Consider the following 23,907-nt stretch of genomic DNA (forward strand, 5'->3'; position numbering starts at 1 on the left):
TCGTCGCCACACCACACCGGCGACAGGGGCACTCATGAACACGATCACCGCAGTCGGGTACCAGTGGGACGCCATCCGCATGCCCCGCTACCTCGGGCTCGCCGCAGCCGCACTTCTCGGCGACGGCATCGGCACCGTCATCGTCGAGCCAGGGGAACGCCGCATGTACGTCCTCGTGCCCGCCGGCGCTGCGGCCACCTGGGACTACCCCGAGACCCGAGCCCTCGGCAGGGACTCCTACCTCCCGCTCCCTCCTCCCGCCTGTACCAGACCACCTGGACCGTACTGGCTCACACCACCCGACTGGCGGTGGCCCCTCGCCGACCCTGCCAAGCTGCTCACCGCGCTGGAGGCAGTCGCCAGTCCGACCCGGGACGCCCCATGCCCATGACCCGCGCTCACGACGACTCCGCGGTCCGGGCCCACATCCACCAGGCCGCGACCCTCCGCCGTCGTCGGCCAGCCGCAGGCGAGGTGGCAGAGCTGGATACCCTGCTCCGCAGGGACCTCCAGCAACTGCTCCCCGCGGTCCAGGCCCAGGTCGAGCGGCTCTGGCACGGCAGCCTCCACTGGTATCTCGACCAGGCTGCCCTCGACCTGATCGCCGAGCACACCCGGCACCGCCTCACCGGCGAACCCCTCCACGACATCGCCCACGTCGCCCAGCTCGCCCGCGACTGCCAGCGCCTCCTCGACTGGCCGTCATCGAGAAGCCGTTGACACCGTTGTCGCAGGTCGGCGAGTTGTGTGCATTTTGGTCACGGCCGGATTCCATCGGTGCATATATCTGCCGCATGGGCCGGAGGCATGGCACAGTGGATAGGAACGGTTGATGATTCACCCACGTCAGTTCGCAGATCAGTGGCCTCAGAAGACCAGCTGTCAGCGATCGACGGGGAGCACGAGATCGGCAGTCTCGACGGGGGATCCATCCATGCTGTACCGCGTGCGCTCCACCAGGAAGGCCATCGACCAAGACGAGATCACCGCCCTCTACGCGTGGGCACCCGGCTCGTGCTTCCGGTGCGCCGCAGTCGGCGCCGACACGACGAAGCTGGACGTTATCGACACGCCCATCGGAGATCGGTACGAGATCCGAGCATGCCGCCGCTGTGTCATCGACCTTGAGGGCGAACGGCGGTGGCATGCCGAGCGCTGCGAAACCGACTACGCGCCAGGCGGGCTCGGCGCCGTGTAGACACCCAGATGGACCTCCCCGGTGTTGCTGCGGGGAGGTCCATCTGGGTGTAGACGCAGTGGCGATGGGCGTCGGAGCCGGGGGGAATCTGGGGAGTTTCCCTCTCTGGAGAGCCTTGGGGGAGAAGCGGATGCGCCATCAACGACTCGTCAAGGGAACAGAGCAGACCATCAAGGGAACGCAAAGTATGCAGGTAGTTGCCCCTGCGGCTCATGTCGCGAGATGTTCGCCCTGATGCCGAGGAGTACCGGCCGATGTACATGACCTACCCGGACCCGGCGGCACTGCCGGCGATCACGCGGGCGATCGGCAAGGCGTACCTGCCGCACATGACGGCGGCGCAGGGGGTGCGCCTGATGCGGCAGTTCTCGTCGTAGACGGGCGCGTTCCCGAGCGGTCCCGCGCCGCGTCCGCTTCCGGGTGAGGAGCGGAGCCCGCGGCGGTGGCCCTGAGGGGCGGCATGCCGACGGCCCCGGCGCCGCTCGGGGCGGTACGGGGCCGTCGCGCACCGCCTGTCCGCCGGGCGGCGGTCCGGTGTCCGGGTCAGGCCTCGGGCTGGAGCAGGCCGCGCTCGTACGCCTTCACCAGGCGCTGGGGTACGAGGTGCACCGTGCCGTCGAGGGTGACGGGCACCAGGGCCGGTGTCGTGGCCTTCCACTGGGCGCGGCGGTGGCGGGTGTTGCTGCGGGACATCTTCCGCTTGGGTACGGCCATGGGGATCCTCCTCGTGCGGCGGGCGGGACGACGCGAACGCTACATGAAAACGGATCCCATTTCCAAGAAATTAGGGGGCGGTGAGGATGCGCGGGCCCTCCTCCGTGATCGCGACCGTGTGCTCGAAGTGCGCCGCCCGGCTGCCGTCGGTGGTGCGCAGCGTCCAGCCGTCGGCGTCCGTGCGGTAACCGTCGCGGCCGCCCGCCATCAGCATCGGTTCTATCGCCAGCACCAGGCCGTGCCGCAGCGGCATTCCCCGGCGCGGGCGCCCGCGGTTGGGGACGGGCGGGTCCTCGTGCATCTGGCGGCCGATGCCGTGGCCGCCGAAGTCGGTGGGCGTCCCGCAGCGGGCCGCGCGGACGACGCCGCCGATGGCGTGGGAGATGTCCCCGAGCCGGTTGCCCACGACGGCCGCGGCGATCCCGGCGGCCAGCGCCTCGCGCGTGGCGTCCATCAGCTCCGTGTCCCCGGCGCGCGGCGTGCCGACGCCGAACGTGAGGGCCGAGTCGCCCGTCCAGCCGTCGAGCCGGGCCCCGCAGTCGACGCTCACCAGGTCGCCGTCGCGCAGCCGGTAGTCGTCGGGGATGCCGTGGACGATCGCGTCGTTGACCGACGCGCAGATCACCGCGGGGAACGGTGTGGGTGCGAACGAGGGGTGGTAGCCCAGGAACGGCGAGGTCGCGCCCGCCTCGTCCAGCACGGCGCGCGCCGCCTCGTCCAGCTCCCGCAGGCTCACCCCCACACCCGCCGCCTCACGCGCGGCGGCCAGCGCGCGGGCCACGACGCGGCCCGCCTCGCGCATGGCGTCCAGCTCGGCATCGGACTTGATCTCCACCATGGTCTGTCGCTCCCGTTCTCTCGGCCCGGCTCGACGAGCCGGGCCAATTCTTATACCGGTATAGTTATCACGGTATTAGTATCACGGTCATGGTGAGGAACCCTTTGACCCCCTGGGAGCGCCGCCGCGGCGAGACCTTCGGCCTGCTGCTCCGCAGAGCCCGCGGCGACCGGAGCATGGTGGAGATCGCGGCGGCCGCCGGGCTGTCCGCCGAGACGCTGCGCAAGATCGAGACGGGCCGGGCCCCGACCCCCGCCTTCTTCACGGTGGCGGCCCTGGCCACCGTCCTCGGCCTGTCCATGGACGACCTGGCCGCGGCCTCCGCGGAGGGCGCCGGCACGGAGCCGGAACTCGCGGAGGTCGGATGAGCGAGGCGCCGTAGGGCGGCCCCGCCCGCGCCCTCGTGGCCCTGGCGCGCCCGCGCCCGCGGAACCGCCTGCCGGAACGGCAAGCGGAAGGCGGCGAGCGTGCGGCACCCGAGTGGGATCGTCCGCCCCGTGGACGTCTCCACCACGCTTGATGGGTGCCGGACCCATGTCCGGGGAAGAAACCCCGACACATGAGCGGAACGGCAGGGCGGAGTACGCGACGCATGACGGGCAGCTACCGCGCGCTGTTCCGGCACCCCGGTGCCGTACGGCTGGCGCTGGGCGGGCTCATCGGGCGGCTGCCCGTCGGAATGCTGGGGCTCGCCTTCATCCTGGTGCTCCGTGACTCCGCCGGCTCCTACGCCGCGGGCGGCCTCGCGGCCGGAAGCTACCTGCTCACCGCCGCGGTGTGCGTGCCGCTGTGGAGCCGGGCGGCGGACCGCGTCGGGCCGCGACCCGTACTGATGACCACCGGCCTGGGCCAGGCGTGCGTACTGGTCACCTTCTCCCTGCTGGCCGGTCACGGCGCCGGCACGGCGGTGCTCGTGACCCTGGCGGCGGCCACCGGCGTCCTGCTGCCGCCGCTCGGGGCCGTGATGAGGGCGCTGTGGTCGACGGCGCTGGCCGACGAGCCCGACGCCAAGAGAGCGGCCTTCGCCTACGAATCCCTGGTGATGGACCTCGCCTTCGTCATCGGACCGACCGTGGTCGCCGGCATCGCGGCACTGACCGGCGCGGCCGGAAGCCTGCTCTGCGCGGCCGCCGCCACCGCCGTCGGATGCCTCACGGTGGCCGCCGCCGCGCGCGTGTCCGTCGTCCCCGTCCGGCGGCGGCCCGGCGACACGCCCCGGCTGGGCCCCCTGCGCGACCCCGCCCAGCTGAGCCTGCTGCTGATCGGCTTCCTGCTGATGGGCAGCGTCAACCTCACCGAGATGTCCCTGGTGGCCTCCGCCGACGCGGCCGGTCACCGCCATGCCTCCGGCCCGCTGATCGCCGCGCTCGCCTGCGGCAGCCTGATCGGGGGCTTCGGCTACGGCGGCCGGCGGTGGCGGGCCGGCCCCGCCCGCCGGCTCGCGCTCCTGCTCGCGGCGCTGGCGGCCGGCTGGGCGGCCCCGGCGGCGGTCGGCAACCTCTGGGCGCTGGGCGCCGTGCTCGCCCTCGCCGGACTCGCCCTCACCCCGGCGATCACCGCGCAATACGAGACCCTGGACGGCATCGCCGTGCCCGGCTCGCTGACCGAGTCGTTCGGCTGGCTCAACGCGGCCGGCGCCGCCGGCATGTCGGCGGGCGCCGCCGTCGCCGGACTCCTGGCGGGGACACCTGCCCACGGCTTCCTCCTGGCCGCGGCGTCCTGCGCCCTCGCCTGCGCGCTGGCCTGCGGATGCCGCGGCGTCTGGCGCGGCCGGACGAAACCGGCCGAGGGCGTTCCCCTCATGCGGACATGACGTTCCGGCCGGGGTGTGCTTCGCGGGGCGCGTGAAGACGGAAGGCGCGTCCCCGACCGCCGACCGGTCGCAGGTGGTGAAGACACCCTCACGGGTGAACTTAGACCGGGGCGACCGTCCGGAGCCGGCGCGGAGGTTCTCCGGGAAAGCCGAGGGTAGGTTCATGGAGCGGCTTCGGACCGGCCTTCCGTCCGGATCGGAACAGCCGGGTTCGCGCGCCGTAACCGGGGGGCGGGATGCGCGGTATGGCAGATGTCGTGGTCGTGGGCAATGGCGCGGTCGGCCTGTCGGTCGCGGTGGAGATCGCGCGCCGGGCACCGGAGTTGAAGATCTCGGTGATCGGTCCCGCGGAGCGCGCGCGGGCGGCGAGCGTGGCCGCGGGGGCCATGCTGAACTGCTTCGGCGAAGTCACCACGCACACCCGCCGGCATCCCGTGTCCGAAGCCCGCTTCGCCGTCGCGCGGGCGGCCCTGGACCTGTGGCCGCGGTGGCTCGCGGCACTGGAGGAGGACGTCGGCGAAGCGTCCGCGTCCGCGGTGCGCGCCTCGTGGAGCGACGGCACGTTCGTCATCATGAGCAGCAGCTCGGGGCGGATCGCCGGTGAGAACTTCGAGGCGATGTGCGCGACCGCCGCCGAGCTCGGCGAGCCGCACGAGCTCGTGGCTCCCGAGCAGGTGGACGGCCTCGCGCCGCGCCTGGGGCACCGTCCGCTGCGGGTCCTGCACCTGCGGAGGGAAGGCGCCGTGGACGGGCGGGCGCTGGTCGCCGCCCTCGAACGAGCGGCATGCGAGCGGGGCGTGGAACGCGTGCCCGCGACCGTGCGCTCGCTGCTGCGGGCATCGGGCGGTGCGGTGTCCGGGGTGGAGCTGGAGGACGGCAGGCGGGTGGCGGCGGGAGCGGTGGTCCTGGCGGCCGGCGTCGCCGGCGGCGCCCTGGCGGACCAGGTGCTGCCCCCGGGCGCCGTCCCGCCCATGCTGCACGGAACGGGCCTCGCGGTGACCGTGAAACGGGTGAACACCGGCCCCCGGGGGCCTCATGTGATCCGCACGCCCAACCGGGCCGGCACCTGCGGTCTGCACGTGGTGCCGCTGGCCGGCGAGGACGAGCAGTACATCGGCGCGACGAACGTCATCACCTTCGGCCCGGCGACCGGCTTCGCCCCACACCCTTCACGGCGTTCGACGTCGGCGCGGCCGTGGCGGCCTACGACCGGCTGGTGGCGGTCTTCGACGGACGGGCACGCGTGCAGTACGCCGTCAAGGCCCGCCCCGACCGGGCGCTCATGACCGCCCTCGTCCGGCGCGGCGGCGCCCTGGACGTCGCCTCACCGCGCGAGATCCAGCAGGCCTTGGACGCCGGCTGCCCACCGGAGGACATCGCCTGTTCCAACGCGTTCGCCGACGCCCGGGAACTGGCCTTCGCGCGGGAGAAGGGCGTCGCGGTCTTCACCGCCGACAGCACCGCCATGGTGGAACGCCTCGCCACCGTGTGCCCGGGGGCAACGGTGTTCGTCCGCGTCGCGCACGAATACACCACCGGTGCCGCCCAGCCCCTCGTCGGCCGCTTCGGCTGCGAAGAAGGCGAGGCGGTCCGGCTCGGCGAAGGCCGTCGTCGAGCGCCCCTGCGGTACCTATGTCGTCCTCGACGCCGGGCTGTGGAACGCCGGTCTCCTGGACAATCTCGGCGGCATCGAATACCGCGTCACCTTCCCCGGCCACCCGGAAGGCGTCGCCACCCGGCCCGTCACCCTGTGCGGCCCGACCTGCGACTCGCTCGACACCTTCACCACCGACGGCGTCTACCAGGCACCGCCGGCCCTGGCCCCGGGCGACCGGGCCGTGATCTGGTCGACGGGCGCCTACTGCTCGACCAGCACCCTGGTGGGCTTCAACGGCTACCCGCCCGTGCCGCAGCACGTCCACGTGCCTCCGGGCGAGGACGCGGGCGGGCCGCCGGAGGGGGCCCGGGAGCCCTAGCCGTGTGGCTGGTCGCCGGCCGGCAGTGTGCGGGTTCCACCCCTCAGCCGTCGGCCGCGGGCGGATCCGCCCGCCGCGCGGCGTCCCGGAGAGCGACGCGGTCCGGCTGGCCCTTGCGGGTCCGTGGCAGTTCGCGCAGGAAGCGGATGCTGCTCGGTGTGTACCGCTCGCCCGCGGTGTTCCGGACGAAGTCCGCGAGCTCGTGCGCGCCGACAGCCGAGCCTTCGGCGCGTACGACGGCCGCGTGGACCGTCTCGTGGAGGCGCGCGTCGGGGACGCCGAAGACGGAGGCCTGGTGCACACCGGGGTGCGAGGCGAGGACGGCCTCGACGTCGTGGGCGTAGACGCACAACCCGCTGGCCACGATGATTTTGTTGCTCTCGCGGCCGGTGAGACGCAGGTACCCGGCGGAGTCGACGCGGCCACGGTCGCCCATGCGGAACCAGCCCTCCCTGAAGGACGACGCCGTCAGCGCCGGGTTGCCCCGGTACTCCGTCGCCGCGGCGGGGGAGCGGACCCAGACGTCCCCGTCGTCACCGGTGCCGTCCGTGCCCGCCGAGCCGTCGCCGACGCGGACCGTGACCCCGGGGAGGGGCCTGCCCACCGACCCCAGCGGACCGGCGGTGTGCTCTTCCGTGCCCAGGGCCGTGACGTACGCCGCCTCGCTGGAGGCGTAGACCTGGACGAGCCGCGGGCCGAAGCGGTCCAGGGCCTCCTCGATGATGGCGCGGTCGGCCGGCGCGCTCCCGTACTCCACCTGGCGCAGATGCGGACAGCGGGCCGCGCCGGTCTCCGCCGCGAGCTCCTCCAGCAGCCGGGGCATGCAGTACAGATGCGTGATGCGCTCCCGTTCGAGCGCCTCGCTCACCCGCGAGGGGCCCACATCGCCGAGCAGGACCGCCGAACCTCCCGCGGCCAGCGTCCAGATCACATGCTCGACCTCCGGGGAGAGCATGTCCCTGGCGTGATGGAGGAACCGCCGGGCGGGGCCGCCGGGAACGTCGCGGCGCAGCCACCCGTCCATCCGCCGTTGCGCGGCCAGGCCCGCGAAGGTGTGGACCGGTGCTTTGGGGAGGCCGGTGGAGCCGCTGGTGCACATGATCAGCGCGGGGTCGGTCTCCCGGCCGCCGGGCGGGACGGCCCGGGCCGGTGCGAGGGCGGCCGCGGCGAGCAGGTCCCGTCCGTGGCCGGCCGGCCCGAGGGACAGCACGTGCCGCGGGTCCAGGGCGCCCAGCACGGCCTCGGCGTTCTCGCCGAAAGCGGGGGCGAAGACGAGGTCCGTCGTTCCGACCGTCCGGGCCAGCGCGACCAGCGCCGGGGCGGGGACCCTGGTCGAGAGCGGGGCGTAGCAGGCGCCGAGCAGCTGCACCGCCAGGCGCAGGGCCACCGCCTCGGGGGAGATGAGGTCCAGGGCCGCCACGGTCCTGCCCGGGCCGACGCCCGTCCGGGCGAGCACGTGGGCGAAGCGGTGCACCATGTCGAGCACTTCACCGTGGGTGAGACGGCGGTGCCCCTGTACCAGGGCCTCGCTGTCCGGGGCGCGCCGTAGGCCGGAGACGATGCCGTGGAGAAGCCGACTCATACCTGTGCCTTCCTGATCCGTGACATCCCGGGGGCGAGCCGGCGGTTCGTCATGATCGTGGCTGTCGTCGGCCCAGGGCGAAGGCCGCCGCGAACGCGTATGCGTCCGGGTCCCAGCCGAGCTCCCTGATCTCGTCCGTGCGGGGCAGGCCCGCGCAGGCGCAGCCCGCCAGGCCCCGTTCCTCGGCCAGCAGATAGGCGCTCTGCACGGCTGCTCCGGCGTCCCAGAAGACGGCCAGCAGCCCGCCCCCGGGGTAACGGGCCATGATCCGCACCCAGTCGGCCCGCCACAGCAGGACGACCGGGGGAGGGCCGGCGGCCGGATCGCGCCGCAGGTAGCCGTTGACACGGTCGTTCACGGACCGCCGCCAGGCCGGCGGGACGGGATGGCCGATCAGCTCGCTGCCGTCGGCGCAGGCGTAGAGCCCTGGCGCGAGCCCGGTGACGTCGTTGGCCAGCAGGTACGGGGTGAGGCTGCCGGTGCCGCCGCACGTCGGGCTGGTCGGCGTCGTCTCCTTGGGGCCGCGGAACAGGCCCGTGAGCACATCGGCGAGGGCGGAGAGCGGCAGCGGGCCGGTCATGTCACGCCGGGAGCGGCGTCGCCTCAGCACCTCGGTGACCGCCGAACCGGTGGGTGCGGTGGGCAGCGGGACCCGCAGACCGTCGAGTGACGGGTCGCACCGCTCGGGGATGTCGGAACGCCCGACCTCGGGACCGCGCTCCAGATCCCGCCAGACGCGGCGTTCGGCGGCGCTCCAGCCCGCGGGGACCGGCCGGCCGGTCCGCGCCCGTCGGCCGCCCGCCGCACCGGCCGGAGCCGGTGTCCGTGCCTCTTCCCGAGCGCCGGCGGACTCGTACACCCGGTCCGGCGCGAAGGGCCGCAGCTCCTCCGCCGTGAAACGGCCCCCGCCGGTCAGCAGGCCGAGGACGATCTCCCCGAACACGGGCATGAACTTGAAGCCGTGGCCGCCCAGCCCCGTGACGAGGGTGACCGCCTCATGGCCCGGCGCCCGGCCCAGGACGAAGTGGTTGTCGGGCGTGCGCGGATACGTGCACACCGTGCTCCGCATCCAGCGGCCCGTCCGCCCGGGAAGATAGCGGCGCAGCTCGGCCGCCGACCGCTCGATCTCGTCCCGCCGCACCCGCCGGTCCACGGCGTCCGGGTCGCACGGGGGCGGGTCAGCCTCCTGGCTGCACTTGACGCCGCCGGCCGGGCCGTCGACGGCAGGCATGGCGAAGAAGATGCCGGGGGCCTGCCAGATGTGCACGGGGAAGCGGTCCGGCGCGAAGTGGTGGGCAGTGTCGGGACGCAGCTCGAACCAGTGCTGGACCTGCCGCCGCGCCTGTACGGGCACGGACACCCCGGGCAGCAGCAGCTCGCTCCATGAACCGGGGCAGAGCACCAGGTGCCCCGCCGCGTAGCGGGCCCGCGGGGTCTCCACCGTCAGCCCCGAGCGTCCGGCGGCGAACCGCACCATCGGCTCGTGGAACCGGAGCCGGGCCCCGTCGCCCCGTGCCAGCCGGTGGTGCAGGAGCAGGGCCTCCTCCGGGTGGACGAGACCCGCCGTCGGGTCGTAACAGGCCACCGCCTCGTCCGGCACCCAGGCACCGGGAACGGACAGCCGCCGGATGCCGTCGGCGTCCAGCATGTGGTGCTCCAGCGCGAACCGGCGCGCGCACTCGGCGGTGCGCACCACCGCCTCACTGTCCTCCCGGCCCGTGATCAGCACACCGGTGCGCCGCCACACGGCACGCCCGGTGGTCCGGGAGAGCTCCTCCCACAACTCGTGGGCGCGGAGCAGCAGGGGCACGAACGCGGCTCCTTCCGCGTAGGCACGGCGCACGATGCGCGTGCCCCCGTGGCTCGACCCGCGGGCGTGCGCGGGGCCGAACCGCTCCAGGCCCAGGACGCGCATCCCGGCCGCCGCCAGGGCACGCACCGTGCTGCTCCCCGCCGCGCCCAGGCCGACGACCACGACGTCGTACGTCTCCACCGGAACTCCTCACTCCTGCGGCCGCGCGCGCAGCGTGGCCAGGAACCGGCCGTCCGCGCCCGCTTCGACGTGGGTCTCGAACCCTCTGTCCGCGGCGCGCGCCGCCAGCGTGTCCGGGTCCAGGTCGAGCCAGGGGAACCAGGGGCCCGCCTGCCCGGCGTACAGGTGCCGGATGCGGCGGTCGCCCGGGTAGGGGCGGTCCCCGCCGGCCGTCCAGTCGTCCAGGCCGCGTCCGTCCCTCCCCGACATCAGCACGCTGCCTCCCGGGGCCAGCAGGCCCGCCAGCCGGTCGAGCAGCGCCGGGAGCAGCGCGAGCCGCCCTGCGAGGCCGGTGTTGTTCCCCATCAGCAGCAGATGCCGGTAGGCGCGGGTGGGCCGGAAGGTCCACAGGTCGGCGAGCCGTACCCGGCAGCCGTGGAGCACCGCCTGTTCCACCGCGGCCTCCAGCAGGTCGATGCCTTCGGCGTCGATCCCGCGGGCCATGAGGTGTTCCAGGTGCCGGCCGGTGGAGCACCCGATGTCGAGCACCGGGCCTTCCTCGATCATGTCCAGGGCGCGGAGGTCGGCCGGCGCGGTGGCACCGGACTCCCGGAGCCACCACCGCAGGCTGGTCGGTTCGGGAAGGCGGCCCTCGCGCTCCACCAGTAGCTCACCACGGGCCCCGCGCTCCCTCAGGGCCTGTCCGTCCAGGGGCTGACCGGCCCCCGACGGGTTCTCGCAGGAACAACTGCACGGATGCCTCATGTGTCGCGCCTTCCTCGAGGCATGTGCGACGGCGCCGCCGTCGCCGCCTGCCGACGAAGCCCCTCCCCGGCCGGGCGAACCGGTCACAGGCTTCCCGGGCACCCTGGGCGCAACCCTTCCCCTGTGCGAACTAATCCGAAAGCGTGAACGGCAGTCTCTGCTGAAACGGTTTCTCCCTCCCGCGTGCTCCGGCGCGCACCCGTGCCCCACACCGACCTTTTTCACCCCCGATGGGTGTTGACGTACACCCGAGTTCATCATCGGGGCGGCAGTGCACCACCGGGCGATGACGGGGCGCGCGCCGACGCCGTGCCGGGAACCCCGGGAAGCACCGGCGGCTTCCCGCCGGTGCTCGTCGGACGCGTCGCATCTGCGAATCCGTGTCCCCGGCCGACACCGGTCGGCTACGACCAGACGCCCGTCGCCGCCGTCGCCCGCACGTAATCCCGGAAGGAGCGCGGCTCCCTGCCCAGGGCCTGCCGGACGCCGTCGCTCAGGAAGTCGTCGGCTCCCTCGCCGATGCCGGCGAGGAAGCCCGCGACCGCCTCGGCGTCGTCCCGCGGGATGCCCGCGCCGGTGAGGTTCTCGACGTAGACGGCCGGTGGGACGTGCCGGTGGCGGACGTCACGGCCCGCCGCCTCGCCGATCAGGGCCAGCGCCTCCGCGAACGAGAGCGTCTCCGGCCCCGACAGCTCGTAGGTCCGCCCGTCGTGGCCGTCGGCGGTGAGCGCCGCCACCGCGACGTCGGCGATGTCCTCGGCGTCGATGAACGGCTCGCGGCCGTCGCCCGCCGGCGTCGACACCTCGCCCGCCAGGACCTCGGGCAGGAAGAAGTCCGCCGCCGCGAAGTTCTGCGCGAACCAGCACGGGCGCAGGATCGTCCACTCCAGCCCCGACTCTCGGACCGCCGCCTCGGTCGGCGGCACCCCGCCCTCGTCGATGCCGCGCACCGACAGCTGGACGAGCCGCCGGACGCCCGCCTCCTTGGCTGCCGCCACGAAGTCCGCCCGCTCGGGCAGGCCGAGCGTCTCGGTCGGGACGATGTACACGGCCTCCACGCCGGCGAGGGCCGGGGCCCAGGTGGTGCGGTCCGCCCAGTCGAAGCGGGTGGCGCCGGAGCGCGAGGCGGCCCGGACGGAGTGGCCGAGGGAGGTGAGGCGGGTGAGGACGCGGCTGCCGGTCTTGCCGGAGGCGCCGAGTACGAGGATCTCTGTCATGACACCCAGTCAACCGGCGGGCGGGACGTGACTCCATGGGTGAGAGGACGGGGTGCATAGGAGATCGTCCGGCCGCGGCCGGCGCCGGGCCGTCCGAGGGGAGCGCCCGGGCCCTTCGGTACTTCCCGTGAAAAGGAGTGGGGTGGTTACGCACGGATCAGCGGTCTCTCGATGCCTCCGAACCCGGTGACACCACCCCGAGCCGGGGGAGAGCCGCTGGGCCGCCGGCCGGTCTCGGCCGGTCGGCGGCGAGGCGGGGTGTGGGGGCGAGGGGTCAGGGTGTGGTGGTGAGGGTGGGCCAGAGGGTGGTGGCGGTGAGGGGGCGGGCCAGGCGGCGCGCCCAGTAGGTTTCGTCACCGTCTTCGTCGCGCCAGGACCACAGACGGGTGGTGGCGAGGTGGAGCGGGCTGAGCCGCGTGATGCCGATGGCGCCGTGGAGTTGGTGGGCGATGCGGGCGATCTCGGCGGCCGAGGCGGAGGCCTGGGTCTTCGCGGCGGCGATGGCGACGTGTGCGGCCGTCCCGCCGGTGTCGAGCGGCACGGCGGCGGCCTCGACGGCGGCGCGGACCAAGGCGGTCTCCTCGATCAGCCGCGCTTCTTCCTGCTTGACGGCCTGGAAGCGGCTGAGCGGACGACCGAACTGGGTGCGGGCGGTGGTGTGGGCGACCGTCAGATCGGCGCAGCGTCCGGCAGCACCGGCGATCAGGGCGGAGCGGGCCAGGGCCGCGCGGAGCCGGGCCTCGTCGAGCAGTTCGGGGGAGATCCGGCGGACCCGGGAGGCGGGGATCTCAAGGGTGGCGAGGTGCAGGTCGTCGCGGGGTTCCTCGGCGAGGTTGCCGCCGGGGGTGAGGACGGCCTGGCCGGGGGTGAGGGTGAACAGGGCAGGGCCGAAGGGGGCGGCGGCCAGCACGACCACCGCGGTGGCGGTGCGAGCCCAGGGGACACGGCGCAGGGTGCCGGTGACCCGCAGGGTGTCGTCGTCCCCGGAGGAACCGGCCGAGCCGACGGCGGAGGCGGCCGGGTGGGCGTAACGGATCGTGAGGTCGGGGGCGATCGCGTAGCTGAGCGGGCCGTCCGGGACGGGGAGGCCGGCGCGGCGCAGCAGGGGGCGGGCGACCAGGGCGGTCTCGGCGAGGGGGGCGGGGACGGCGCGGAATCCCGCTTCCCGGGCGGCGGCGAGGAGTTCGGCCGTGGAGGCGTCCTCGGAGGGGAGGGACACGGCGTCGGGGGCGGTGGTGTTGGCGACGACGGCGATGGTGTCCGCGGCGGCGTGGAAGGCGGCGGTGTCGTAGGCGTCGGCGGAGATGACGGGGGCGCCGGTGTCTATCGTGCGGGTGTTCATCAGCGCTGCTCCAGACCTCGGGTGATGATGCCGCGAAGGATTTCGTTGGTGCCGCCGCGCAGGGTGTAGCCGGGGCTGTGCAGCAGGGCGAAGGCGAGCAGTTCGGGGTGGCTGCCGGGGGTGGCGTGCGGGTCCGCCGGGGTCGGCAGGATGCCGCGGACGGTGTCGACCAGCGCGCCCTCCAGGCGGGTGCCGAGGTCCTTGACCAGGGCGGCCTGGGTGTCGGGCGAGTGCCCGGCGTCCAGAGCCGCGGCCACGCCGAGGGACAGCCGGCGGATGCTGAGCAGTCGGGCCGTCAGGATGCCGACCCGGGTGAGCTGTTCGGCCGTGGCCGAGCCGTGCTCGAGTTCGCGGAGCAGGGAGACCAGCAGGGGGAAGGTGGACAGGTAGCGTTCCGGGCCGCTTCGCTCGAAGGCGAGTTCACCGGTGACCTGCTGCCAGCCGCCGCCCCGCTCCCCGAGCAGCATGCCGTCGGGGACGTCGACGCCTTCCAGGTGGACGGCGTTGAAGCGGTGCTCGCCGCTCATCAGGTGGATCGGCTCGATGCGTACGCCCGGCGCGCGCAGGTCGACGATGAACTGGCTGAGCCCGGCGTGCTTGTCCTCGGTGTCGTCGGTGCGGGCCAGGACGATGGCGTAGTCGTTGACGTGGGCGCCGCCGGTCCACATCTTGGTGCCCGTCAACCGCCAGCCGTCGGCGGTGCGTTCGGCGCGGGTGGCGACCGAGGCGAGGTCGGATCCGCTGTTCTTCTCGCTCATCCCGATGGAGAAGAAGCACCGCCCGGCGGCGATCCTCGGCAGAAAGAAGCGACGCTGCTCCTCGGTGCCGTGCTGGAGGACGGACGGGCCTGCCTGCCGGTCGGAGACCCAGTGGGCGCTGACCGGGGCGCCGGCCGCGAGCAGTTCCTCGATCACCACGTAACGTTCCAGGAAGCCGCGGCCCGCGCCGCCGTACTCGGTGGGCAGGGCCATGCCGACCCAGCCGCGCTCGGCGAGGCGGCGGCTGAAGCCGGGGTCCCAGCCGGCCAGCCAGGAGTCGGGGCGGCCGAGGACGGTGCCGCGGGCACGCTCCTCGTCGACGAAGGCGCGGACCTCGGCGCGGAGCCGGCGGGCCGATTCGGGCAGGGCGACGTCGGGGAATGCGATCGGTGAAAGTGCCGAGGTCGGTGAAGGCGTCGAAGGCGGCATGGCTCATTCGCTCCCGGGTCGGTGAATTGATTGATGCATTTCTTCGCGGTTCCTTGCGTTACGGAGCTTCGTCACGGAAATCGGTCAGCCCGTGGTGTGCAGCAGGGAAGGGTCGAAGCCGGCTTCGCGGAGCACCTCGTCGGTGTGCTGGCCGATGCCCGGGCAGGGCCGCAGCTCCGGCTCCGGATCGGCCGAGTAGCGCACCGGGCGGCCGATGACCCGGTAGCGGCCCTCGGTGGGGTGTTCGGCCTCGTACAGCAGGCCGCCCTCTTGGGCGTAGGCGGTGGTGGCGGCCGAGGCCAGGTCGAGCACGGGGGCGGCGGCGATGCCCGCCCCGTCGCAGAACGCCTGCCACTCGGCGCTGGTGTGCCGCGGCGTCAGCCCCGCGAGCAGCGGATAGAACGCGTCGGCGTTGCGGGCCCGGTCGGGGCCGGTGGAGAAACGCGGGTCGGCGGCCAGTTCGGGGCGGCCCACGAAGGCGGTGAAGTCCCGCCAGTTGCGGTCGCTGTGCGGCAGGATGCACATCCAGCCGTCGGCGGTGCGCAGGGCTCGGCGCCGCGGGCTGAGCGAGCGGGCCGAGCCGAAGGCTCCGTCGGCCTCCAGGGCGGCCGCTCCCAGGTGCTCGACCAGGTTGAAGGCGAGCATGGTGTCGGCCATCGGGACCTCGATGTGCTGTCCGGTGCCGCCGTGCTCCCGGTAGTGCAGCGCGGCCAGTACCGACTGGGCGATCTGCATGCCGCAGATCTTGTCGGCGAGGACGGTGGGAACGTAGTGCGGTTGGCCGGAGACCTGGTGGTTGAGCCAGACCAGGCCGCTGGCCGCCTGGATGATGTCGTCGTAGGCGGCGTGCGTGCCGTAACGGCTGTCGCTGCGGAAGCCCTGGGCATTGGCGTAGATCAGGCCGGGGTTGACGGCCGCGACCTCGTCGTAGCCGAGGCGGAGCCTCTCCAGGGCCTGCGGGCGCAGGTTGGTGATGAAGACGTCGGCGGTGCCCAGCAGGGCGAGCAGCGCGTCGCGGCCGTGCGGGGCCTTGAGGTCGATGGCGGCGCTGCGCTTGTTGCGGTTCAGGTTGAGTGCCGGGCCGCCCATGCCGGGGTGGCGGCGCGGTGGGTAGTGGCGCGTCATGTCGCCCGTGGGCGGCTCGACCTTGATCACGTCCGCGCCCAGGTCACCGAGTTCCCTGGCGGCGTACGGGGCCATGATCACGCCGGCCAGTTCGATGACGCGGACTCCGGCGAGGAGTCCGCGACCGGACGGGCCGCTCGGCTTCTCGGGCATTGTGCGGTGCCTCCTGGGGCATCGGGTGGGGCGGGCGAACGGAGGTGCGTGGATCGCGGCAGTGGCGGGTCCCGGAGAAGTGGTCTAGCGCCACTGGAGCGCGGCGGACCCGAGCGGGGAACGTCGGCCGGCCTGTGGGACCGTGCGCCCGCTGTACGTGAACGGTGTCGCCGGCTCGGTGAGCGGGCCGAAGTCGGTCTCGGCGGTCGACAGCGCGGCGAACGGCGTGCGCCCGGGCCGGGGCAGATCGAGTACGTCCTCCCGTGCGAGCAGCCCGAGTTCCCGTACCCAGTGGCAGACCCCGGCCAAGGTCACACGGATCCGCCAGGAGCCGCCGTCGGTGGCACGCCTGCGCAGGACCGTTGCCACGGCGGCGGCCCCGAGGTAGGCGGCGAGGTAGTCATTGAGCAGGTACGTCGGCGGCAGCGACGGTCGGTCGGTCCACTCCTCGACGGCGAATCCCGTTGCCGAACAGGCGAGTTGGTCGAAACCGCCGCGTTCGGCCCAGGGGCCTTCGGCGCCCCAGGCGTGGTATTCGAGGGTGATGAGTCCGGGGCGGCGCCGGACGAGTTCCTCGGTCCGTGCCCCGTGCCGGGCGAGTCCCCGGTAGGCGTGCACGAAGACGTCCGCGTCCTGGAGCGCTTCGTGGAAGGCCGCACGGTCGTGATCGTCACGCAGGTCGCAGTAGGCGTTGCGCTTGCCGCCACCGGTCATCGCGATCATCGGGATCGGGTCGGGGCGGTCGGGGCGCGACAGGTGCAGCACGTCGGCGCCGAACTGGGCGAGGAGCCGCGCCGCGACGGGACCCGCGATGACATGGGTGAGATCGAGCACCCGTACGCCCGTGAGCGCCTCGTCGGCCTCACCGATCGGCTCCAGCGGCCGGACCGGTCCGTCACCGACGCGTTCGATCTCGACGACCGGACGCTGGGCCACGTACCGCCCGGCGGGGTGCGCGAGCCACTCGTCGCGGGTGCGCGCGACGCAGGCGACGCCACCCCGCGCGCAGACGGCCTCCTCCAGCGTGAAGGCGTCCCAGTCGGCCGTGGCCCGCGCGATCCCCACCTTGTCGGGCCCGCGCCCGAGCACGGAGCAGACCGCGTCCCGCAGATGCGGATAGGTGGTGATGAGGAAGATCCACCGGCCGTCACGCGCCCGGTAGAAGTCGTTGTTGCCGAGCAGCGTCGGATCGTCGAGGAGAGCGCCGATCGGGCGTCCCGAGAGCGTCGTGTGATACGTGGCCATGAGCTGGTCGATCGCGGCCCCGGCCCGCACCCGAACCCTCTGGTGCGGGTGACCGCGCTGTTCGCCGACCGCCGCCGTCTGCCGCCCGAAGACACCGATCGCGGCGGACATGGCGTCGGCGAGGCGGTGCACCGAGGGCACCAGGGGACCGGCCCCGACGACGGTGATGTCCTCGGCTCCCCGGGCCGGATCAGGGTCGCCGAGGGTGTGCAGCAGCCGGGAGAGCATCTCGCCGACCGAGGTCGGCGAGCTCGGCGAGGTCGTCCCGGTCGTGGTGAGCGTGTGCGAAGTCATGCCGGGATGCTCGTTCCCGGCACCGCACGAGCGCCCGGATTCACGGATATCCGTGAATCGATGCGGATGTCACATCCGCCTCTCCTGGATGTGCGCGAGCAGCCGGGCCGCCGCCCGGTCCAGGCGCAGCCGCTCCGAGCGGCCGCGACGCCGGTGCGTCAGAACGAGGGCGCCCGTGACGACGGGGCCGTCGGTGACCGGGATCGCGAGCGCGCTGACCTCGGGATCGGCCAGACCCTCGCTGCGGCTGACGCGCGACGCGCGGATCGCCGGAAGAGCACGGCGGAACTCCGCGACCGCCTCGGGGTCATGGCGGGCGAGCTCGGCGAGCAGCCCGCGGCGCTCCGCCTCGTCGGTGAAGGCCAGCAGCAGCCGGCCCGCGGCGGTGCGCAGCAGCGGCCGGGCCATGTGCTCGTCGGCGAGCGGCAGGAGGCGGGGCATCTCGTCCTCGCCGCCTCGCGCCAGGTGCACGGCGTCGAGCCCCACCCGTACCGTGAGCAGCACCGGGGTACCCGCGACGCGGCTCAGTTCGTCCAGCTCGGCCTGACTGATCCGCGGGACGACCCGGCCCGCGATGAGGTTGAGGACATGCGGGGCGGGCCCGAGCCTGAAGCGCCCGTGTTGTTCCAGCAGGAAGCCGGTCGCGGCAAGACCGCCCACCAGGTCCTGCACCGAGCTCGCCGGCGCCCCGACCGTCCGCGCCAACTCGGCCACGGTCACCCCGGCCGGCTCCCGCGCGACGGCCTCCAGGATCCACGCGATCCGGTCCACCGTACGGTGACGCCGCCGTCGGCCGTGCTCGCTCATCCCGCCCCACCTTGTCCTTCTCGTACGCCGTCGGCCACCAGCGCCGACACGGCCCGTCGATCCTTTCCCGTACCACCCCGTCGAGCAAGCCGTCCCCGGCCCCGTGGACGTCACAAGCCCGGTAGCGGAGGTGCCCGGGATTCGCCGGCCCGGGTGAGCCGGTGGCCCGGGCGGTGCCCGTCGCGGCGGCGGAGGGTGGTGGCGAAGCCTCGAGCGGGCGCCCGCGGCTCGGTACGTGTCCGGGTGAACATGCCACGGCCGCCGAGCCGGGCGGGCCCGCCGGGGGTAGGCGTGTGGGGAGTCACCGGCCGGGTGACGGCGGTGGGAGCGTGTACGCCGCCGTGCCCGGCCCGCTTCCAGGAAAGGCAGGAGACATGGCGGGTAACGACCTGGGAAGTCTGCTGGGCGGGCTGCTCGGCGGCGGAAGCGCGGGCGGGGGCGGGGGCGGCGCGAACCTCCTCGCCGCCCTCCTCGGAACGCTCGGCAGCGACGGGGGCGGCAATCCCCTCGCGGGCCTCCTCAACCAGCTCCGCGACGGCGGTCTCGGCGAGAAGGCCGACACCTGGGTGGGCACGGGGAAGAACGAGGACGTCAGCGGCCCGGAGGTCGCGCAGGCGCTCCCCACTCAGACGCTGGATCATGTCGCCCAGCAGGCCGGAGTGTCCCCCGAACAGGCCGCCGACGAGATCGCCCGCGTCCTCCCCGAGGCGGTCGACAAGCTCACCCCGCAGGGCCAGGTGCCGCAGGGCTCCCTGGAGGACCTCCTCGGCCGGGGGTAGCCGCGGACCGGGACCGGTGTCCCCCTTCCCGCCCGCAGGCTTCTGACGGGTCGCCACCCCCGCCGTCCCCTCGCCTGACCGATCGGTTAGATTGCTGACCGATCGGTCAGACATGGATGGGAAATGGGGAGGCGGAACGATGGAACGCACCACGTGCTGTGTCGTGGGCGGCGGACCGGCGGGCATGATGCTCGGACTGCTGCTGGCCCGGGCGGGCGTCGAGGTCACCGTCCTGGAGAAGCACCGGGACTTCCTGCGGGACTTCCGGGGGGACACCGTCCACCCGTCGACCCTGCGGCTGCTGGACGAGCTCGGCCTCGGCACCCGGTTCGCGGAGATCCCCTTCCCCAAGCTGGAGGAGATGCGCATGCGGATCGGCGACACCACCGTCGTCATGGCCGACTTCCGGCGCATCCCCGGCGCGCACAAGTACATCGCCATGGTCCCGCAGTCGGACTTCCTCGGCCTGCTGGCGTCCGCCGCCGAGGCCGAACCGTCCTTCACCCTGCGCCGGTGCACGGCGGTCACCGGGCTGCTCACCGAGGGCGGACGCGTCACCGGAGTGCGGTACGTCACCGAGGACGGCACCCGCGGAGAGCTCGCGGCGGACCTCACGGTCGGCTGCGACGGCCGGCACTCGGCGGTCCGCGGGGAGGCGGGCCTGCGGCAGGACTCCTTCGACGTCCCCATGGACGTCTGGCAGGTGCGGGTGGACGCGCCGCGCGGCAGCCTCGCGGACGGCCGGGTCCTCGCCCGCTTCGGTGACGGCCAGGCGGCCGTGACGATGGACAGGGGCGACTACCACCAGACCTCGTACCTCATCAGGAAGGGCACCGACGAGGAACTGCGCCGCCACGACATCCAGTGGTTCCGGGACCGCCTCGGCGCCCTGTGCGGCTGGGGCGACGAGGTCACGAGCACGATCGGCTCCTGGGACGACGTCGCGCTGCTCCGTGTGACGATGGGCCGGCTGCGGCGCTGGTACCGCGACGGCCTGCTGTGCGTCGGGGACGCCGCCCACACCATGTCGCCCGTCGGGGGAGTGGGCGTCAACCTCGCGGTGCAGGACGCCGTCGCGGCGGCCAGGCTCCTCGCCGGGCCGCTGCGGCGCGGCTCCGTGACCGCCCTGGACCTGGCGCGCGTGCAGAAGCGGCGCGCCCTGCCCACCGCCCTGGTCCAGAAGTCCCAGCTGAGCGAGCACGCGCTCCTGCGGCAGGCGCTCGACGGCACCCTCGGTGACGGCGGGCTGCCGGTGCCGCTGCGGCTCCTGCGCGGGGTGCCGCCGCTGCGGGGCGTGACCGCCTACCTCGGCGGTGTCGGCATACGGCCCGAGCGCGCGCCCGCCTTCGCGCGCGGCTGAGACGGCGGTGCGGCCCGGGGATACGGCCCTGTGGTGCGGCCCGGGGATACGGCCCGGCGGTACGAGCCGCGGTCCGCCCCGGGCGTGGTCTCCTGGACGGCCGTGTCGGGGGTGGTGGGTCCCGGCCGGTGGTGTCCGGGACTCAGTCGCGGCGCACGATGGCGTGGAGGGTGAACGTCTCCAGCTCGTCGGCCGCCGCTTCGAGGTCGAGGTCGGGGTGGGCCAGCCAGTGCGAGATCACCCCGTCGATGGCACCGCCGAGGGCCAGTGCCACCGTCCGGGGGTCGAAGTCACGCAGCCGGCCCGCCCGCTGACCCGCCTCCAGGAGCCCGACCAGGCGCCCCAGCCGGTCATGGGTGTCGTGCGACCCGGGCGTCTTCAGCCGGGTGCCGCCGGCGTCGTCCAGCAGCATCTCCGTGATCACCCGCACATGGCGGCGGTTGGCCCGCTGGTAGGAGATCATCGCGCGGACGTAGGCGACGACCGCGGCGAGCGGGTCCGGCTCGTTCTCCACGCGCGCGCTGACGTAGTCCGTGAACCGCTCCAGCACCTGGGCCAGTGTCGCCCGGGTGAGGTTGTCCTTCGAGGAGAAGTGGTAGAGGACGGCGGCCTTGGAGATGCCGGCCTCCTCGGCGATCGCCGACAGCGAGGTCGCCGGGTAGCCGCGGGTGGAGATCAGGTCGATGGTGCACTCGATGATCTGCTGCCGGCGGGCCCGCTCCCGGAAGGTCGGCGCGTCGGAGCCGGCGGCCCGGCGAGAAGTCATCGTGCAGTCACCCTTTGTCCTTGGCGCGGTGCTCCGCCGGTGTTCCTCGCGCGGTGTTCCACGCGGCCCCGTCGCGCACCGGCCGGTGCCACGGTCGGTCGGCCGGTCACCCCGACCGTACACCGCGGTGCCGGCGGTCCGGCGGCCGCCCGGGGCCGTCGGCCGGCGGTGGTGACGCACCGTCGGCCGGGCCCGTGGCGTCGGTGGGTCAGGGTCTGCGGACGGCCGCGCGCGCGGCCGACGCGTCGTGGTCGGCGCGGGCGGCGGCGATGGCCGCACCGTGCCGCTCCGCCCAGTCCACCAGCACGCCCAGTGTCACGTGGAGTCCGTCGGCCAGTGGGGTGAGGCTGTACTCCACCCGGGGCGGGACGGTCGGATAGACCGTACGGTCGAGCAGGCCGTCCCGCTCCAGCCTGCGCAGGTTGAGGGTGAGGACCCGTCGGCTGATGCCCGTGACGGCCCGCTCCAGTTCGGTGAACCGGACGGGCCCCCGCCCCGCGGCCACCAGGATCCCGATGCTCCACTTGCCCGCGACATGGCCGAGGACCTCCATGACCGGGCACGCCTCGGCCCCGGGACGCCCGGACACCTCGACGGTGCCCCGCGACACGACGGCGCCGCCTCTCCCGTTCGCTCTCATCCGGCCAGGATCCTCGGCGCGCGGGCGGTCACCCTGCCCGGTTCCGATGTGGGTGTCGGCGCCACTGACATGCCTGTAGGCGCCAGGGAACACACCGCCGCCACGGCACCACGTACACCGAACATTTCCCACCCCTCCGCACAGCCACGGTCGCGCCGACGATCGCGCTCCGCTGCTGTCTACCCGCGCGGAACGCGCGAGCCGCTCCGCCGTAGGAGGCTCCCGCAGCACACCCGTCCCGGCCGCGCCAAGGCACGCACACCCCAGCGCGCGGCCGAAAACCGCACCACCCGCCTACCGGGCGGCCGGATACCCGGAGAGGGATCCGGCCGCCCGGCCGGTCAGCGGCGGCGGGCCCCCGTGGAGACCGCGCCGGCGCCCTCCGCGAGCTTCCACTCGCGGTGCAGGGCGCCCAGCGGTACGGGCTTCTCGAAGATCGGCGTGTTGAAGATCTTCAGCTGGACCTGGAGGGCCCCGCTCAGATCGAGGCCGCCGAAGGCCTTCCACTTGCCCGCCGCCGAGGCGCTGCCGTCCATGGCGGCGGACGCCTCGCCCTCGGCCTCGGCGCGCAGGTACGGCGCGATATCGGCGGTGACGCCGACCGTGCCGTACAGACCGAGGCTGGCCTCGGTGCCGAGGGTGGCCTTGACCTTGCCCGCCGCGCTCACGGTCGCCCGGGGCGAGGTGGCCGTGATGTCGGAGGTGTTGACCGGGGCCCACCCCTTGGCGTGGGTGTAGTCGCCGCCGACGCGGAACCCGCCCTTGAGGTCCTGCTTGATGTCGACGTTGACGCGGCCGTCGGCGTCGACCTGGAGATAGCAGGTCAGACCGACGTTCACCACCACCGGCACCGGGCCCACCTGGATGACGGGCGTGGCCTTGAGCTTGGCGAACGGCACCCGCAACGGCTTGGCGTCCGTGCTCGCGGCGGCCTGGCCCTTGAGCTCCCAGCCCGCGGTCCAGTCACCGGCGAGCGCCAGGGACGCGGCACCGGGCGCCAGGCCCGAACCGCCCCGGCCGTCGTACGAGAAGTCGACCTCCGGAGCCAGCTGGACGAAGCCCGACGCGGATGCCGCGGCCGAGGCCGGGGCGTCCTTCGCCGTGGCGATCGAGGTGCCGACGTCGATCCGGAGGCTGCCCAGGGGCACCTTCCCGCCCTTGGGGCCGAAGCGGACGTCACCGGTCTTGGCCCAGGACACCTTCGTGCCCTTGACGAGCGGTTCGACCGTGACGGCGGACGGGTCGACGGGCACCTTGCCGTCGGCCTTGGCGTCACCGAGCAGCGCTCCCAGGGTGGCCGGGGTCGTATTGACCTCGGTGCCCTTGTCGGTGCTGCCCAGCACCTGGGTGACCTTGGCCAGGACACCGTCGGGGGCGCCGGGCGTGGGCGCGCTGGCGATGATGTCGCCGACGGCCACGGAGGAGTTGTGCCCGGCCCCCGCGGCGGGAGCCGACGGCGCGGCCGAACCCGCCGGGGACGACGGGGCGGCCGAACCCGCCGGGGCCGAGGCCGACGGGTGGGCGAGGGAAGGCTTCCGCGCGCCCTTCGTCGCCCCGGAGATGACGGCGCGTCCGCTCTTCCGGTCGTACGAGGCGACCTTCAGCGAGGACTTCTCCGCCTGCCGGCCGCCGCCGGAGGGATGGGCCACGGCGCTGGGCGCGCCGGAGCCCTCGGGTATCGCCGCCTTGACGGCGAGCTGCCGGTCCGCGGCCGGGGGAGGCGTGGTGGCGGCCGGTTCCGTACCTCCGCCGGAGGCGGTGGTGGCGGGTCCGGCGGCGGAGCATCCGGCGACGAGGAGGGACGCGGCGGTCAGAGCGGGTAAAGCGATGGTTCTGCTGGGAATGCGCACCTTGGATCCTCGGGAGCGTGAGGTGGGGGCGGGCCGAGGGGGTTGGTCTGCACCTTCGGTCCGCGTCTGCACGGCATCGGACGGGTAAGTGATTACCCGTCGGTAATGATCTGCATGATCATGCCATGCGGAAGCGTGCCGTCCATTCCATTCACCGGCACCGAAACCATGATCTGGATCACTTCTCGCCGCGACCGGGAATACGCGTGCGGCGCACGGCCCCGGGGCTGTGCCGGGGGCCGTGCGCCGCACGGAGGGAATCGCCGACCGCGGTCAGGGCGAGC

At 73.7% G+C, this 23,907-nt stretch carries 24 protein-coding genes and 1 pseudogene; 11 read left to right on the forward strand and 14 right to left on the reverse strand.

Annotated features, from left to right (window positions below; genetic code table 11):
* The first annotated feature begins 34 nt into the window (after window positions 1-34).
* The 4 genes from LUZ64_RS33585 to LUZ64_RS33600 all read left to right on the forward strand — a co-directional run bounded on the left by LUZ64_RS33585 (window position 35) and on the right by LUZ64_RS33600 (window position 1,575).
* The gene (locus LUZ64_RS33585; protein ID WP_095583315.1) at window positions 35-391 is read left to right on the forward strand and encodes a hypothetical protein; all 357 of its coding nucleotides are present in this window, start codon (window positions 35-37) and stop codon (window positions 389-391) included.
* On the forward strand, window positions 388-720 hold the full coding sequence (locus LUZ64_RS33590) for a DUF6415 family natural product biosynthesis protein (RefSeq protein WP_248289091.1): 333 nt from the start codon (window positions 388-390) through the stop codon (window positions 718-720). Before LUZ64_RS33585 ends, LUZ64_RS33590 begins: the two co-directional genes overlap by 4 nt.
* A gap of 214 nt (window positions 721-934) precedes the next feature.
* Window positions 935-1,198 carry a hypothetical protein gene (locus LUZ64_RS33595; RefSeq protein WP_095583313.1) on the forward strand — a complete coding sequence of 88 codons (264 nt, stop codon included), beginning with the start codon at window positions 935-937 and terminating at the stop codon, window positions 1,196-1,198.
* Between the two features lie 212 nt (window positions 1,199-1,410).
* A complete protein-coding gene (locus LUZ64_RS33600) occupies window positions 1,411-1,575 on the forward strand; it encodes a hypothetical protein (protein ID WP_170116863.1) in 165 nt (54 codons plus the stop codon).
* Between the two features lie 166 nt (window positions 1,576-1,741).
* Here LUZ64_RS33600 and rpmF read toward each other — a convergent pair whose 3' ends face one another.
* Complete coding sequence (rpmF, locus tag LUZ64_RS33605) at window positions 1,742-1,912, reverse strand: 50S ribosomal protein L32 (RefSeq protein ID WP_095583312.1); 171 nt, start codon at window positions 1,910-1,912, stop codon at window positions 1,742-1,744.
* 70 nt (window positions 1,913-1,982) lie between these two features.
* Window positions 1,983-2,750, reverse strand: coding sequence for a type I methionyl aminopeptidase (gene map / locus LUZ64_RS33610; RefSeq protein ID WP_095583311.1), 768 nt, complete (start codon window positions 2,748-2,750; stop codon window positions 1,983-1,985).
* Window positions 2,751-2,839: 89 nt separating this feature from the next.
* Here map and LUZ64_RS33615 point away from each other — a divergent pair, with 89 nt between their 5' ends.
* The 5 genes and pseudogenes from LUZ64_RS33615 to LUZ64_RS33630 all read left to right on the forward strand — a co-directional run bounded on the left by LUZ64_RS33615 (window position 2,840) and on the right by LUZ64_RS33630 (window position 6,539).
* Window positions 2,840-3,118: a helix-turn-helix domain-containing protein gene (locus LUZ64_RS33615; RefSeq protein WP_095583310.1), complete on the forward strand. Its 279-nt coding sequence runs from the start codon at window positions 2,840-2,842 to the stop codon at window positions 3,116-3,118.
* Between the two features lie 191 nt (window positions 3,119-3,309).
* Window positions 3,310-4,563 carry an MFS transporter gene (locus LUZ64_RS33620; protein WP_095583309.1) on the forward strand — a complete coding sequence of 418 codons (1,254 nt, stop codon included), beginning with the start codon at window positions 3,310-3,312 and terminating at the stop codon, window positions 4,561-4,563.
* Between the two features lie 245 nt (window positions 4,564-4,808).
* Window positions 4,809-5,849, forward strand: coding sequence for an FAD-dependent oxidoreductase (locus LUZ64_RS33625; protein WP_170116861.1), 1,041 nt, complete (start codon window positions 4,809-4,811; stop codon window positions 5,847-5,849).
* Window positions 5,807-6,052 (forward strand): annotated as a pseudogene (locus LUZ64_RS37915) (type III PLP-dependent enzyme); the annotation flags it as partial. The gene LUZ64_RS33625 and the pseudogene LUZ64_RS37915, both read left to right, overlap by 43 nt.
* 49 nt (window positions 6,053-6,101) lie before the next feature.
* A complete protein-coding gene (locus LUZ64_RS33630) occupies window positions 6,102-6,539 on the forward strand; it encodes a hypothetical protein (protein WP_095583307.1) in 438 nt (145 codons plus the stop codon).
* A 43-nt stretch (window positions 6,540-6,582) separates the two neighbouring features.
* On the opposite strand, the gene LUZ64_RS33635 is transcribed toward LUZ64_RS33630, so the two are convergent.
* The 9 genes from LUZ64_RS33635 to LUZ64_RS33675 all read right to left on the reverse strand — a co-directional run bounded on the left by LUZ64_RS33635 (window position 6,583) and on the right by LUZ64_RS33675 (window position 18,228).
* The gene (locus LUZ64_RS33635; RefSeq protein ID WP_095583306.1) at window positions 6,583-8,121 is read right to left on the reverse strand and encodes a class I adenylate-forming enzyme family protein; all 1,539 of its coding nucleotides are present in this window, start codon (window positions 8,119-8,121) and stop codon (window positions 6,583-6,585) included.
* 49 nt (window positions 8,122-8,170) lie between these two features.
* On the reverse strand, window positions 8,171-10,114 hold the full coding sequence (solA, locus tag LUZ64_RS37660) for an N-methyl-L-tryptophan oxidase (RefSeq protein WP_095583305.1): 1,944 nt from the start codon (window positions 10,112-10,114) through the stop codon (window positions 8,171-8,173).
* A gap of 9 nt (window positions 10,115-10,123) precedes the next feature.
* On the reverse strand, window positions 10,124-10,858 hold the full coding sequence (locus tag LUZ64_RS33645; protein WP_170116860.1) for a class I SAM-dependent methyltransferase: 735 nt from the start codon (window positions 10,856-10,858) through the stop codon (window positions 10,124-10,126).
* 404 nt (window positions 10,859-11,262) lie between these two features.
* Window positions 11,263-12,075 carry an NmrA family NAD(P)-binding protein gene (locus LUZ64_RS33650; RefSeq protein WP_095583303.1) on the reverse strand — a complete coding sequence of 271 codons (813 nt, stop codon included), beginning with the start codon at window positions 12,073-12,075 and terminating at the stop codon, window positions 11,263-11,265.
* Window positions 12,076-12,349: 274 nt separating this feature from the next.
* Complete coding sequence (locus LUZ64_RS33655; protein WP_232399026.1) at window positions 12,350-13,417, reverse strand: acyl-CoA dehydrogenase family protein; 1,068 nt, start codon at window positions 13,415-13,417, stop codon at window positions 12,350-12,352.
* On the reverse strand, window positions 13,417-14,604 hold the full coding sequence (locus tag LUZ64_RS33660) for an acyl-CoA dehydrogenase family protein (RefSeq protein WP_095584744.1): 1,188 nt from the start codon (window positions 14,602-14,604) through the stop codon (window positions 13,417-13,419). The genes LUZ64_RS33655 and LUZ64_RS33660 overlap by 1 nt, the downstream gene beginning before the upstream one ends.
* An 84-nt stretch (window positions 14,605-14,688) precedes the next feature.
* Window positions 14,689-15,882 (reverse strand): CaiB/BaiF CoA transferase family protein, encoded by a 1,194-nt coding sequence (locus LUZ64_RS33665; protein ID WP_095584745.1) that lies wholly within the window; start codon window positions 15,880-15,882, stop codon window positions 14,689-14,691.
* An 84-nt stretch (window positions 15,883-15,966) separates the two neighbouring features.
* Window positions 15,967-17,421, reverse strand: coding sequence for a CoA transferase (locus LUZ64_RS33670; protein ID WP_095584746.1), 1,455 nt, complete (start codon window positions 17,419-17,421; stop codon window positions 15,967-15,969).
* A gap of 69 nt (window positions 17,422-17,490) precedes the next feature.
* Window positions 17,491-18,228, reverse strand: a complete 738-nt coding sequence (locus tag LUZ64_RS33675) for a helix-turn-helix domain-containing protein (protein WP_095584747.1) — start codon at window positions 18,226-18,228, stop codon at window positions 17,491-17,493.
* A 341-nt stretch (window positions 18,229-18,569) separates the two neighbouring features.
* Here LUZ64_RS33675 and LUZ64_RS33680 point away from each other — a divergent pair, with 341 nt between their 5' ends.
* On the forward strand, window positions 18,570-19,007 hold the full coding sequence (locus tag LUZ64_RS33680; protein ID WP_308251796.1) for a YidB family protein: 438 nt from the start codon (window positions 18,570-18,572) through the stop codon (window positions 19,005-19,007).
* 139 nt (window positions 19,008-19,146) lie between these two features.
* Window positions 19,147-20,367, forward strand: a complete 1,221-nt coding sequence (locus LUZ64_RS33685; protein ID WP_095584749.1) for an FAD-dependent oxidoreductase — start codon at window positions 19,147-19,149, stop codon at window positions 20,365-20,367.
* A 142-nt stretch (window positions 20,368-20,509) separates the two neighbouring features.
* Here the strand turns inward: LUZ64_RS33685 and LUZ64_RS33690 are convergent, their stop codons facing one another.
* From LUZ64_RS33690 to LUZ64_RS33700, 3 genes are all read right to left on the reverse strand, one after another.
* Window positions 20,510-21,133: a TetR/AcrR family transcriptional regulator gene (locus LUZ64_RS33690; RefSeq protein ID WP_095584750.1), complete on the reverse strand. Its 624-nt coding sequence runs from the start codon at window positions 21,131-21,133 to the stop codon at window positions 20,510-20,512.
* Between the two features lie 208 nt (window positions 21,134-21,341).
* Entirely contained in the window at window positions 21,342-21,686 is a 345-nt protein-coding gene (locus LUZ64_RS33695) for a winged helix-turn-helix transcriptional regulator (protein ID WP_211305180.1), read from the reverse strand.
* Between the two features lie 428 nt (window positions 21,687-22,114).
* The gene (locus LUZ64_RS33700; RefSeq protein WP_095584752.1) at window positions 22,115-23,623 is read right to left on the reverse strand and encodes a hypothetical protein; all 1,509 of its coding nucleotides are present in this window, start codon (window positions 23,621-23,623) and stop codon (window positions 22,115-22,117) included.
* Window positions 23,624-23,907: the final 284 nt, after the last annotated feature.

Origin of the sequence: Streptomyces albireticuli, assembly GCF_021228125.1 — a bacterium.
Classification (GTDB): Bacteria; Actinomycetota; Actinomycetes; order Streptomycetales; family Streptomycetaceae; genus Streptomyces; species Streptomyces albireticuli.